Here is a 12,819-nt window from a genome sequence, read left to right on the forward strand (position 1 = left end):
GAGGTTTCCGTGCGGGATTGGGACACGATATCCCGTTAAAGGTGAAACCTTTTGCCGTTCCTCTCTGGGAAACAGATGCGCCGTTTCACCCGTGATCGTCCCAAATGAACGAATAATTTGGCGGTTTCAGCCGCAATGTTGCCCAGATTGACTGGCATTTCTTGAACCATTGGGAGCAGTCCGCGTGCAATTTCCGACTCGCGCACGCCTTTGCGGGCAAAGGACCGATGGCAGAATGCCTGGGAGCGGGCTCTAACTGGAGGGATTTTACGATGAGTAGCAGTGTTGCGCTACACGCCGACCCCGAACCGATCGTAGCTTGCACGATCGCACGGGACGTACAGAACTTCGATCTGTTGATCGAAGACATGGAAGCCGAACTTGGCGAGGCGTGGGGCGACCTGTCGCTTGAAGACGCACTTGCGTTTTTTGCTCAACCCGACGCTGACGCGCTGGAGTTTGTCGCGATTGCGATGGACGACCAGGACGAGGCAGACCTGTCAAAGGTGGCCGGTGTTATCCGCACTGCCGTCGAAAAAGGCATCAAAGTCATCGTAATCGCGGAAGAGGTCAGCCCGATTGCGCTGCACCAACTTCTGAAAATGGGGGCTGAAGAATTCGTTCCCTACCCGCTGCCCGAAGGTGCTCTTCATGACGCGATCGAGCGTCTGCGCGCACCCGAACCGGAAGCCCCTGCCCTTGTCGATCCCGCCAACCAGGCGACCCAGTTGAAAGCCGGCGGGGATCGCGAAGCGGTGATTCTGGCAGTGCAACCCATGGCGGGCGGCACCGGGGCGACCACGCTGGCGGTGAACCTGGCCTGGGAACTCTGCCAGATGGATCGCAGCAAAAAGGACAAAAAGGCAGGAAAAAACCCGCCGCGCGTCTGCCTTTTGGATTTTGGCCTGCAATTTGGCTCGGTCGCGACATATCTGGATCTGCCCCGCCGTGATGCGGTCTATGAACTGTTGTCCGATACCGAAGTTATGGATCACGAAATCTTCTCGCAGGCGCTTGTGACATTTGACGAGGAACTGCACGTCCTTACCGCGCCGCCCGACATGCTGCCACTGGATATCGTCAACGCGGAAGACATTGATCGCATTATCGAAATGGCGCGTCGAAATTTTGACTATGTCGTCATCGACATGCCCAACACCGTTGCACAATGGACCGAAACCGTTTTGCACGCAGCGCATGTGTATTTTGCAACGCTGGAGCTTGACTTGCGCTCGGCTCAGAATGCCCTGCGTATGATCAAGGCGCTGAAGTCCGAGGAACTGCCGGTTGAAAAGCTGCGCTATGTCCTGAACCGCGCACCGAAATTCACCGACATGTCGGGCAAGTCACGCGCCAAGCGCCTGGCGGAAAGTCTTGATATCTCGATCGAACTTCATTTGCCTGACGGCGGCAAGCCGGTCACGCAGGCCTGCGATCACGGGATTCCCCTGTCCAGCGCGGCAACCAAGAACCCGCTGCGTAAAGAAATCCAGAAATTGGCGCAGTCGGTTCACGATCTGAACCAGGCCGAAGCCACAGCCAACTGACCCCGGAGGCGCCATGTTTTCCCGCTATAAAAAGCCTACGAAACCAGCCGCGGCAGCGCCCGAACTGAAGGCGGTGGACGGTGGGCGGGCAGATGCCCCTGCCCCCAGCACGTCAAAGCCTGACGCGGCGGCGGCGTCCCGCGCGCCTGTGTCGCGTCGGCAAGCGCCGTTGCAGGAAGCCCGCGCACCTCAGGCCGACAAGGAACGCAAGCGCAAGGAACGGCTGTCCGAGATCAAGACCGAGCTTCACAAAGAGCTTCTGGACAACCTGAACCTTGGCGCATTGGAAAGCGCCGCAGAAAAAGACCTTCGCGCGGAAATAACTGATATCACATCCGAATTCCTGAGCACGCGCGATGTCGTGCTCACCCGCGATGAACGCCTGCTGCTGAATCAGGAATTGTATGACGAAGTCCGTGGCCTTGGCCCGCTGGAGCCGCTTTTGCAGGACGACACGGTCAACGATATTCTGGTCAACGGACCCCAACAGGTGTTCGTCGAACGTGCGGGCAAACTGCAACTGACCGACGTGAGCTTCAAGGATGAACGCCACCTTCTGCGGATCATCGACAAGATCGTGTCCGCCGTGGGCCGTCGGGTCGATGAATCGAACCCCCATGTTGACGCCCGTTTGGCCGATGGCTCGCGCTTCAACGCGATGGTGCCGCCGATTGCGGTGGATGGATCGCTCGTGTCGATCCGTAAGTTCAAGAAAGACAAGCTTGGCATTGATGAGTTGGTCGGTTTCGGCGCCTTCTCGGAAGAAATGGCCGTTTACCTTCAGGCCGCCGTCGCGACGCGCCTGAACGTGATCGTATCGGGCGGGACGGGGTCTGGTAAGACGACCACGCTGAACGCGTTGTCGTCTTTCATCGACAACTCGGAACGGATCCTGACGATTGAGGATACTGCCGAACTTCAACTGCAACAGACCCATGTGGGCCGAATGGAAAGCCGCCCGGCCAATGTCGAAGGCAAGGGCGCGGTCAGCCAGCGCGACTGTTTGAAAAACGCCCTTCGGATGCGTCCTGACCGGATCATCGTCGGCGAGACGCGCGGCGAAGAGGTTATCGACATGTTGCAGGCCATGAACACCGGCCACGACGGGTCGATGACGACAATCCACGCGAACTCGGCCCGCGATGCGGTTTCGCGTCTGGAAAACATGATCGCTATGGCAGGGATTGAAATGCCGATCAAGGCCGTGCGCAGCCAGATTGCATCGGCGGTGAACCTGATCGTGCAGGCCAGCCGCCTGCAAGACGGTTCGCGGCGCATGGTCTCGATCACGGAAATCACCGGCATGGAAGGCGACGTCATCTCGATGCAAGAGGTGTTCCGCTATGAACGTCTGGGTCTGGCACCCGATGGCAAGATCATTGGACGGTTCAACGCCACCGGCGTGCGGTCACACTATTCCGACCGCTTCCGCCAGTGGGGTTATGACCTGCCCGCATCCATCTATGAACCCTGGAGCGACTGAGAATGACCATTTCCATCGAGCCAATCCTCTACGGCCTGATTTTCCTGGCGGTCCTTCTGCTGGTTGAAGGTATCTATCTGACTGTCTTTGGCAAGTCGATCAGCCTGAACAACCGTATCAACCGCCGGCTGGATATGCTGGAAAAGGGTGCGGCACGCGAAGAGGTTCTGGAAAAGCTCCGCAAGGAGATGAGCCAACACGTCCGTGCGCAGGGTATCCCGTTCTATTCACTTCTGGCGACCAAGGCACAGAAAGCCGCCATCGCGTTTACACCGGGCCAACTAGTGCTGATGATGGTGCTTTTGTCGATGTTTGCCTTTGTCGGGCTGGGTGTCGCCACCGCAGCGTCCTTGCCCATTCGGGCTGGTATTGCTGTCGTCATGGGCGTCGGTGGCGTTTACATCTGGGTGAACAACAAAGCAAAAAAACGCACTTCGATGATCGAAGAACAACTGCCCGATGCGGTTGAACTGATGGTGCGCAGCCTTCGGGTGGGGCACCCGTTCTCATCCGCCGTTCAGATCGTCGCCAAGGAAGTGCCCGATCCGCTTGGCACTGAAATGGGCTTGATTGCCGACGAAAGCGCCTATGGTCGCGACGTGGGCGAAGCCTTGGCCGCCATGGCCGAGCGTCTGGACAATCAGGACATGCGCTTTCTGGCCGTGGCCGTCATCATTCAGCAAACGTCAGGCGGCAATCTGGCCGAAATCCTTGACGGTCTGGCCAAGGTGATCCGATCGCGCTTCAAATTGTTCCGCCGCGTGCGCGCTATCACCGCCGAGGCGAAATGGTCTGGCAACTTCCTGTCCGGCTTTCCGGTTCTGGCGCTGGTCATGATCAACCTGATCCAGCCCAATTATTACGACAAGGTGCGTGACACGCCTTATTTCATCCCCGCTTGCCTGATCGTTGCCGGCTTCCTTGTGGCGAACGTCTTCGTCATGCGGATGCTGGTGAACATCAAGGTCTGACAGAGGTACAAGAGATGGAACAGATCAACACAATTCTGACCGACCTTCTTGGTCCCGCTGGTCCCCTTCTGGCAGTGGGCGCGCTGGGGATCGTGCTGATCGTCGTTACGGTGCCGTTCCTGCTTCGCAAGACCGAAGATCCAATTGAAAAGCTCCGCAAGGCGCGTGAGAGTGGAAGTAAGAGCGGGCAGAAGGTCGATCTGCGGGTCGCCTCGGGTTCGGATAAGCTCGAAAGATACTCCGCCTTTCTGGAACCGCAGGACGCTGACGAATATTCGGCCGTTCAACTGAAGCTGCTGCAAGCGGGCTATCCGGGCAAGAACGCGGTTCGGACCTTTCACTTTGCGCAGTTTGCGCTTGGCATCGGTCTGCTGATCTTCGGGATCTTCCTGACCATCCTGAAAACCGCAAACGGGCAAGAGCTGACCACAACAGCGCGCATGCTGTGGATCCTGATCCCCGGCGTCGCCGGGTATATGCTGCCGAAATACTGGGTCACGCGCCGGGTCGAAACCCGCAAAGAAGAGATCACCAACGGTTTCCCTGACGCGCTCGACATGATGCTGACCTGCGTCGAAGCGGGTCAATCGCTGGACCAATCCATCCTGCGGGTGTCCAAGGAAATCCGGGCCTCATACCCGGCGCTGGCCGACGAGTTTTCGATCGTGTCGAACGAGATGAAGGCCGGTAAAGACCGGGTTCAAGTGCTGCGCGATCTGTCTGAACGTTCGGGCGTGCCGGACGTGGCAAGCTTTGTCACCGTGATGATCCAATCGGCCACATTCGGCACATCCATTGCCGATGCGCTGCGGGTCTATGCTGGCGAGATGCGTGATAAACGCGTCATGCGCGCAGAAGAAAAGGCAAACACCTTGCCCACCAAGATGACACTTGCCACTATGATGCTGACCGTTCCGCCGCTATTGATCATTCTGATCGGACCATCGGTCTATGACATCTATCTGACCCTTAAATCGGTCCGCTTCTGACGCAACTGAACGGGCCGCGCGAAGGAGCCACCTTTGACGACGCGCCGCCCGCCCCACCTTGTCCCCCATTATCTGGTCCGTGATCGTCGCGCCCGTCATGCGCGCGCGCGTTTTCTTGCTGTCGGAACAGCCGCCAGCGTCCTTCTGACGGCCTGTGCGTCTGGAACGGGACCATTTGCCAAGCACACAGGCCCCTATGCGCCAACCGCACTGAAACGTGGCGAAGAAGCTGTGGATGGGTTGACTGTCGGCCACCGCCTGACCGCCGCCGGCGAACATGAACTGGCCCTGAAAGCCTATCTGCGTGCGGCCAGCGAGCAGGGCATCACCGTCGATGTGCTGTCGGCCATCGGATCGACCAATCTGCAACTCGGCCGTCTGGGTCAGGCCGAGCGCATCCTCAGAAAAGCCACCGAAATGGATGGCAGCTTCGTTCCGGCATGGAACAATTTGGGCGTTGTCCTGATGGAAACCGGCCAAACAGCCGAGGCCGCCCGTGTCTTCCAGATCGCATTTGGCCTGGATCGTGGCCAATCTGCCCAAATTCGCGACAATTTGCGCTTGGCGCTCGCAAAATCGGAAAATCCGGATTATGATCAGACCCATAATGATGCATTCGCGCTGGTTCGGCGGGGGACGGGGGATTACCTGCTTCTGTCGCAAATCTAAGCGAAGACACGAGCAGTAAAAGGACGCAAAAATGCGCCACTCTATCTTTCTGACGCTCTGCCTTGGCAGCGCGGTCGCCCTGTCAGCTTGTGGCAAGCCGAAATCGGGCAGTGAAGAGGTCGAACGTGCCATCGCAGATGTGAACGTCATCGACGAAAGCAATCTTAACGACATCATGTTGACTGTGGGCGATCCGGACGAAGCCGTCGCCTATTTCAAACGCACCGCTGAAAGTCAGCCAAACCGCATCGACCTGAAACGCGGCTTGGCGCAGTCGCTGATCCGCGCCAAGCGCCCGGCCGAGGCCGTGCCGGTCTGGAAGGCCATCGTGGCCAGTTCCGAAGGCACATCGGTTGATCGTGTCAGTCTTGCCGACGCGCTGATCCGCGCCGGTGACTGGGACGAAGCCGAAGCGGTGTTGGACAAAGTGCCCCCGACCCACGAAACCTATCGCCGTTACCGGCTGGAAGCGATGATTGCAGACAGTAACAAGGAATGGAAGAAGGCCGACAGTTTCTATGAAACGGCTGTGGGGTTGACCACCAACCCCGGTTCAGTCCTGAACAACTGGGGTTATTCCAAACTGACGCGGGCCGATTACCAGGGCGCCGAGAAGCTGTTCTCGCAGGCGTTGAGCTATGACAGCAAGATGTTCACAGCGAAGAACAACCTGGTTCTGGCCCGTGGCGCGCAGCGGAAATATGACCTGCCCGTGATCCCGATGACCCAGGTCGAACGCGCGCAGCTTTTGCACACGCTGGCCTTGTCGGCGATCAAGCAGGGCGATGTCACGACTGGAAAAGGTCTGCTGCAAGAAGCAATCGACACCCATCCGCAGCATTTCGAGGCTGCGACCCGCGCGTTGGAAGCGTTGGAAAACAACGTCTCGAACGGATGACCCGCGCATGAGCACCGCAATGACAAGCTGGGCAGCGATGCTGTTTCTGCCCTTCGTGGTGCCGATTGCCCTTTGGGTGGTCTGGTCTGATTTGTCCCGGATGAAAATCCCCAACAAGGCGGTTATGGCGCTGATCGTCGTGTTTGCGGTGGTCGGGCTGTTTGCCTTTGAACTGAACGATTACCTCTTGCGATGGATCCATCTGGTCGTGGTGCTGGTGATCGGCTTTGTGATGAACCTTGGCCGGATGCTGGGCGCGGGCGACGCCAAGTTCGCCGCGGCGATGGCACTGTTGGTTGCGCTGCCCGACGCCTTTCTGGTGCTGACAATCCTTGCCGTAATGACCGTAGCCGGCTTCATCCTGCATCGGTTGGCACGCAGTATGGATTGGGTGCGCGCCACAACGCCGAACTGGGAAAGCTGGACCCGCCGCGACTATCCCATGGGGTTGAGCCTTGGGACCACGCTGATCACATATTTCCTGCTGGCGGCGCTCACCGGCGCCTGATCAATCCGCCGATCACCGAACAGACCTTCGTTTTTCAGGGGCGATACGGCACGGATTTATTCCGACCGCCCATCCTCCTTCTCGGTTTCTACAGGTGGTTCTACCGGTTTTGGCGCTTTCCCCGGCAAGCTGTAGAGCGTGTAGTAGGGCGTCCGCCGCACCTCTTTCACGTCGTCGATCCAGTCCTGTCCCGATACCTCGTCCAAAATCTTCTTGCGGGTGTCGGCAGACAGGGGGCAGGTCGGCACCAGCAGGTAATCCGCATTCTCGATCCCGCTAAGATCGCCGTAATACCAAGGCGCGCCGCCCTTCAGCGGGGCCAAATCGGCATAGAGCCAATAGCTGGACAATAGGTCTGCGGAAAACAGCGCCTTGCCACCACCAGACCAGTCTGCAATGTCCTGCGACACGGCGCGGAACCATACGACCATGCCAAGTTCCAAGCTGCAATACTCCAGATCACGGCCCTTGAAGGTGACATTCGTATCCTCGCGCGCCTCATCGTCATAAAGATCGGCGAACAACGTCTCCGGCCCGTCCAGGGCACGACGCACATCCACCCGTGAGGCGCGCGGCGCGTAGGTCTGCAAGTCTTCATTCACGCCGCTTCCCGGCATCAGCGGGGCATATTTCTCCACATCCGTGGCAAAGTGTCGAAACGGGCTGGCGGCAAGATTCATGAAGCTGGGGGTGGCGAAGACGAAAGCGGCGATAGCCGAATAGGTTATCGCCTTTTGCAAATCCCAACCGAAGCCGTTGAACAATGGGCCTGACGGGCGCAGCGCGATCAAAAGCAGCCCCAGAAGCCACAACCATTGCGGATCATTGCCGAAATTCTGGAACGTCACATAAAAGAAACCGGGCAGGAGCAGAAGAAGCACCAGCCCCTCGGTCATCCGCCCGGATTGACGCAGGAAGATCACCGCAAGCAGCGCGATCAGTGATCCACCCAGATAGGCGGGCGCGCTGACCACATAGCTGAAATCGCGCCCCGGTTGCGGTCGCACGTCCGAGGTGGCGACGTTCAGAAGATCCCGCAGATAGGCCAGCCAGATCACCGGCGTACCGATCCAGAGCGTAACAAGCGCCACGGTCACAAGGCCCGTCAGCAAGGCGTATAGCGCCGTGCGCCCGGCCCCGCGTGCAAACAACCCTATGAGCACCGGGATGAAGAAGGCCGCGAAATAGGTGATCTTGATCATCGCCATGGCCGCGATTGCCAGCCCGATCACAAACCCGTCCATACGCTGCGAAGGCGCGTCGCGCGCTGGCAAGATTGCGGTCGTGATCGCCAGAAACGACAGTGCCCAGGCCCATCGGTTGTAGTGCATCGAGATCGAGACACTGTCATCCACCTCGCCATAGACCAGAGCGGTTGTGAAAATCAGGATGGTTGCCGCAAATAGATAGGCCCAACCGCTGTCAAACCGCGTCTTGGCCACCCACCATGTCGGAAGAAAAAGAACAGCAGCCACAAGCAGTTGACCCGCTTGGATCGCAAGCCCAATGCCCCAACCTGCCTTTAGAAACGCCGAAATTGGCGCGAAGGCCAGCACACCGATGGGTGTCACGAAATCCAGATGCGGCCAGTCCCCCTGCCCCATGCGCAGAAGCATTTGCAACAAATGCAGTGTGTCACCTTCATGCTTTGAGATGTATAGACCACCTTTGTTTAGCAGAACAAAGGCATACAGCCCCATCAGGCCCGCCATGAAGGCTGCCAAAAACTTGCCTTTATTTGTGCTCATACCTGCCCTCATTCTTTTGTAGCTAAAATAGCGCCAATAGCGCGCTTCGCAAAGGTTTGTAATTGTTTGGTCAATTTATTGACTTGGCAGACAAAACCGCAACATAAGATCGGGCATGACAATGAATGTACATAGCACGGACATGATGGCGCCACCGGTGGCGATGACCCTGTCCGAAACCGGGCTGTCCTTGGTGATGATGCGGGACATCCTGCTGAAAACCATGTTTCGCACCAATCTGGAATTGATCTCGGATCTTGAGCGGGTTTTGTGCCTGCCGGCCCGCGTGGTGCAAGAATTGGTGGATATGTGCCGCGATGGCGGATTGGTCGAGGCGATGGGCACGCTGCACGCGGGTTCCAAGTCGTCCGAGATGGGCTATCGCCTGTCCGACACCGGCAAGGCACGCGCGCTGGATGCGCTGTCGCAGTCGGAATATTTCGGCGCCATGCCGGTGCCAATGTCGGTCTATGCCAAACAGGTCAAGCGTCAGTCAATTCGCAACATCCACATGTCACGCGAACAACTGACCGGTGCCATGGGACATCTGATCTTGCCACCTGATCTTTTGGACCAGTTGGGGCCTGCGGTCGGCTCGGGCCGGTCGATCCTGATGTATGGCCCACCGGGCAACGGGAAATCTTCGATCTCGAACGGGATTCGTGACGCGTTGGGCGACAAGATCTTTGTGCCGCGTGCCATCGAGTATTCAGGGCAGGTGATCACTGTCTATGACCCAATCGTCCACACGCTGGCCGAGGAAGAAGAAGGCGACCCCAACGCCCTGCGCCGGGTGTCCAAGAAATACGACCGCCGCTATGTGCTGTGCGAACGTCCCACGGTGATCACCGGGGGCGAACTGACGCTGGACATGCTGGATCTGGTCTATAACCCGACCGCGCGGACCTATACGGCCTCGCTTCAGTTGAAATCGACCGGCGGCGTGTTCATCGTCGACGACCTTGGTCGTCAGGCCGATCCGCCCCAGGCGCTGATCAACCGCTGGATTGTGCCGCTGGAAGAAAGCAAGGATATTCTGGCCCTGCAATCCGGCGAAAAGTTCGAGGTGCCATTTGACACCTTGGTCATCTTCTCGACCAACTTCCACCCAAACAAAATCTTCGACAAAGCGGCTCTGCGCCGGATCTTTTACAAGATCAAGATCGACGGGCCGGATCAGGAAGGCTTCCTGAAAATCTTTGCCATGGTCGCGAAGAAGAAGGGCATGCCGCTGAACCAGGAGGCGTTGGTCCATCTTCTGAAAACCAAATATCCGACCATCGACAACATCTATGCCAACTATCAGCCGGTGTTCCTGATCGACCAGATGCTGTCGATCTGCGATTTCGAGGGGATCCCCCCACAGATGACCCCCGAACTGATCGACCGGGCATGGGAGAACATGTTCGTAAAAGAAGAGGAGATCGTGCACTAACACGATCAAGACGAGCAGCAAGGGCGGTCTGTCGTGCACCTCGGACCGCCCTTTTTCGTGGCCGGACGCATTTGCGGCATGTTCTTGGCACAGCGCTTTGCTATCCTGACCGCATGATCACCCTGCCCCCCCAATTCGACCACTGGTTCACCCAGCGCGGTTGGTCGCCGCATCCGCATCAGGTCAGGATGCTGGCGCGGTCCGATGCCCCGGCCTTGATGCTGATCGCACCCACCGGGGGCGGCAAAACCCTCGCGGGGTTCTTGCCGACGCTGGTCGAACTGGGCGCGGCCCCCGGTCCGGGTCTACATACGCTCTATATTTCGCCTTTGAAGGCGTTGGCGGCAGATATGCGGCGCAACCTGACCGCCCCGATTGACGAGATGGGGCTGGCAATCCGGGTCGAGGATCGATCCGGCGACACCACCCAGACCCGTAAGAAAGCGCAGCGCGCCGACCCGCCGCACATCCTGCTGACCACGCCGGAGAGCCTTGCCTTGCTGCTCAGTTATGAAGACGCACCACGCATATTCGCGGGTCTGAAACGTGTCGTCGTGGACGAGCTGCACGCGCTGGCGGAAAGCAAACGCGGCGATCAGCTGATGCTGTGTCTGTCGCGGCTGCAAGCGCTCTGCCCTGATCTGCGGCGCGTTGGACTGTCGGCCACGGTCGAAGACCCGCCCGCGCTGGCCCGGTTCCTTGCCCCGCATCCAACCGCCTGCGCGATCATCGAAGCTGACCCCGGTCCTGATCCTGATATCGCCATGTTGACCACCGACAACCCACCCCCGTGGTCCGGTGGTGGCGGGCGATATGCAATCCGCGAGGTTCTTGAGGAGGTTGCAAAACACAAGACCACGCTGATCTTCCACAACACCCGCGCGCAGGCCGAGATCTTTTTTCACGAGTTGTGGCTGGCCAATGACGCGGGCCTGCCCGTCGGCATCCACCATGGTTCGCTGGCGCTGGAACAACGCCATAAGGTCGAAGCCGCGATGGTTGCGGGCCAATTGCGCGCCGTGGTCTGCACCGGGTCGCTGGACCTCGGGCTGGATTGGGGCGATGTCGATCTGGTCATTCAAGTGGGCGCGCCCAAGAACGTAAAACGGCTGGTGCAGCGGATCGGGCGGGCCAATCACCGTCACAATGCACCCTCCAAGGCGCTGATCCTGCCCGCAAACCGGTGGGAAGTCATCGAATGTCACGCTGCGATCGAGGCGGTGCTGGCCCATGACCTTGACGGCGACCCGCGCGGCCCCGGCCCGCGTGACGTGCTGTGCCAGCACATCCTGATCACCGCCTCTGCGGCCCCTTTTGACGCCGATGAATTATTTGCCGAGGTTACGACCGCTGGCCCATATGCCGACCTGACACGCAGGGATTTCGACGCCTGCCTCGATTTTGTGGCGACCGGAGGCTATGCCCTGCGCGCCTATGATCGGTGGCAACGGCTGATGCAGCGTGCCGATGGGCTGTGGCAGCTGCGCGATCCGCGTCTGGCCCAACAGGTGCGGATGAATGTGGGCACGATCGTTGACACCGACAAGCTGAAGGTGCGGATGAAGGGACGGTCTGGTGCCTCGGGTGGCAAGCCATTGGGCGAGGTCGAGGAACGCTTCGCCGCCTCGCTGGTGCCCGGCGACACCTTCCTTATGGGCGGCAAGATCGTGCGGTTTGAAAGCCTGCGAGAGATGGAGGTGCAGGTCAGCCGCGATCGAGGTCGCAAACCAAAACTCGCGGTGTTTTCCGGCACCAAGTTCTCCACCTCGACGCAACTGTCCACCCGTATCCTTGATCTATTGCACCGCACGCCCCTGCCCGACCTGCCCCGCCACACGCTTGACTGGATCGAATTGCAGCGCGAGGTCAGCCAATTACCGCGCGCAGGCCGCATCCTTGTTGAAAGTTTCGACCACGAAGACCGCCCGCATACCTGCATCTATGGCTTTGCCGGCAAAAACGCGCAGCAGACGCTGGGCCTGATGGTTACACGCCGGATGGAGGAGTTGGGGCTTGGCCCGCTGGGCTTCGTCGCCACCGACTATGCCACGCTGATTTGGTCCTTGTCGCATCTGGACAACCCCGCTCAAGCGCTCGACGCCACGGGCCTGCGTGACGGGCTGGACGGATGGCTTGCGGAAAACGCCCTGATGAAACGAAGCTTCAAAGGCGCGGCCACCATTGCCGGTCTGATCACCCGCAACCTGCCCGGCAAGCGATCTTCGGGGCGGCAGGCGACCTTTTCGGCGGACATCCTTTACGACACGCTTCGCAAATACGATCCCGACCACTTGCTGTTATCCATCACCCGCGACGAAGCGATGCGCGGCCTGATCGGCTTTGACCGGATTGACGGGATGCTGGAGCGCACCGGGGGTATGATCGACCACGTCCATCCGGGCCGTGTGACGCCCTTCGCCGCCCCACTGTTCCTTGAAGTCGGCAAGGTGCCGGTCAATGGCGCGGGGCAAGAGACGTTGATGCGCGCTGAGGCAGATCGCCTTATGATAGAGGCCGGACTGATCTAACCCCGAAACCGCAGTAAAATCTTGCAATAGCGCCGAAAATCGA

At 59.0% G+C, this 12,819-nt stretch carries 10 protein-coding genes; 9 read left to right on the forward strand and 1 reads right to left on the reverse strand.

Annotated elements, in window-relative coordinates; translation table 11 throughout:
- Positions 1-272 precede the first annotated feature (272 nt).
- From AC13C8_RS17145 to AC13C8_RS17175, 7 genes are all read left to right on the forward strand, one after another.
- The gene (locus tag AC13C8_RS17145) at positions 273-1,547 is read left to right on the forward strand and encodes a CpaE/TadZ family protein (RefSeq protein WP_091429331.1); all 1,275 of its coding nucleotides are present in this window, start codon (positions 273-275) and stop codon (positions 1,545-1,547) included.
- 13 nt (positions 1,548-1,560) lie between these two features.
- Positions 1,561-3,030 (forward strand): TadA family conjugal transfer-associated ATPase, encoded by a 1,470-nt coding sequence (locus tag AC13C8_RS17150; protein WP_091429329.1) that lies wholly within the window; start codon positions 1,561-1,563, stop codon positions 3,028-3,030.
- 2 nt (positions 3,031-3,032) lie between these two features.
- Positions 3,033-4,001, forward strand: coding sequence for a type II secretion system F family protein (locus AC13C8_RS17155; protein WP_177179304.1), 969 nt, complete (start codon positions 3,033-3,035; stop codon positions 3,999-4,001).
- A 14-nt stretch (positions 4,002-4,015) separates the two neighbouring features.
- Positions 4,016-4,990 (forward strand): type II secretion system F family protein, encoded by a 975-nt coding sequence (locus AC13C8_RS17160; protein ID WP_091429328.1) that lies wholly within the window; start codon positions 4,016-4,018, stop codon positions 4,988-4,990.
- A gap of 144 nt (positions 4,991-5,134) precedes the next feature.
- On the forward strand, positions 5,135-5,659 hold the full coding sequence (locus AC13C8_RS17165) for a tetratricopeptide repeat protein (protein ID WP_143064349.1): 525 nt from the start codon (positions 5,135-5,137) through the stop codon (positions 5,657-5,659).
- Positions 5,660-5,690: 31 nt separating this feature from the next.
- Complete coding sequence (locus AC13C8_RS17170; protein WP_482848516.1) at positions 5,691-6,557, forward strand: tetratricopeptide repeat protein; 867 nt, start codon at positions 5,691-5,693, stop codon at positions 6,555-6,557.
- Between the two features lie 7 nt (positions 6,558-6,564).
- Complete coding sequence (locus AC13C8_RS17175) at positions 6,565-7,065, forward strand: prepilin peptidase (protein WP_482848517.1); 501 nt, start codon at positions 6,565-6,567, stop codon at positions 7,063-7,065.
- A 56-nt stretch (positions 7,066-7,121) separates the two neighbouring features.
- Here AC13C8_RS17175 and AC13C8_RS17180 read toward each other — a convergent pair whose 3' ends face one another.
- Positions 7,122-8,813 carry a hypothetical protein gene (locus tag AC13C8_RS17180; RefSeq protein WP_482848518.1) on the reverse strand — a complete coding sequence of 564 codons (1,692 nt, stop codon included), beginning with the start codon at positions 8,811-8,813 and terminating at the stop codon, positions 7,122-7,124.
- Between the two features lie 121 nt (positions 8,814-8,934).
- Here AC13C8_RS17180 and AC13C8_RS17185 point away from each other — a divergent pair, with 121 nt between their 5' ends.
- Positions 8,935-10,248 (forward strand): P-loop NTPase family protein, encoded by a 1,314-nt coding sequence (locus tag AC13C8_RS17185; RefSeq protein ID WP_091432131.1) that lies wholly within the window; start codon positions 8,935-8,937, stop codon positions 10,246-10,248.
- Between the two features lie 113 nt (positions 10,249-10,361).
- Entirely contained in the window at positions 10,362-12,776 is a 2,415-nt protein-coding gene (locus AC13C8_RS17190; protein WP_482848519.1) for a ligase-associated DNA damage response DEXH box helicase, read from the forward strand.
- Positions 12,777-12,819 lie beyond the last annotated feature (43 nt).

This window comes from Aliiroseovarius sp. B-4 (assembly GCF_056857795.1).

What these genes read in the sequence shown, in the direction of transcription:
- AC13C8_RS17145 (WP_091429331.1), top strand. Translation starts at nt 273, where the DNA reads ATGAGTAGCAGTGTTGCGCTACACGCCGACCCCGAACCGATCGTAGCT.
- AC13C8_RS17150 (WP_091429329.1), top strand. Translation starts at nt 1,561, where the DNA reads ATGTTTTCCCGCTATAAAAAGCCTACGAAACCAGCCGCGGCAGCGCCC.
- AC13C8_RS17155 (WP_177179304.1), top strand. Translation starts at nt 3,033, where the DNA reads ATGACCATTTCCATCGAGCCAATCCTCTACGGCCTGATTTTCCTGGCG.
- AC13C8_RS17160 (WP_091429328.1), top strand. Translation starts at nt 4,016, where the DNA reads ATGGAACAGATCAACACAATTCTGACCGACCTTCTTGGTCCCGCTGGT.
- AC13C8_RS17170 (WP_482848516.1), top strand. Translation starts at nt 5,691, where the DNA reads ATGCGCCACTCTATCTTTCTGACGCTCTGCCTTGGCAGCGCGGTCGCC.
- AC13C8_RS17175 (WP_482848517.1), top strand. Translation starts at nt 6,565, where the DNA reads ATGAGCACCGCAATGACAAGCTGGGCAGCGATGCTGTTTCTGCCCTTC.
- AC13C8_RS17180 (WP_482848518.1), bottom strand. Translation starts at nt 8,813, where the DNA reads ATGAGCACAAATAAAGGCAAGTTTTTGGCAGCCTTCATGGCGGGCCTG.
- AC13C8_RS17185 (WP_091432131.1), top strand. Translation starts at nt 8,935, where the DNA reads ATGAATGTACATAGCACGGACATGATGGCGCCACCGGTGGCGATGACC.
- AC13C8_RS17190 (WP_482848519.1), top strand. Translation starts at nt 10,362, where the DNA reads ATGATCACCCTGCCCCCCCAATTCGACCACTGGTTCACCCAGCGCGGT.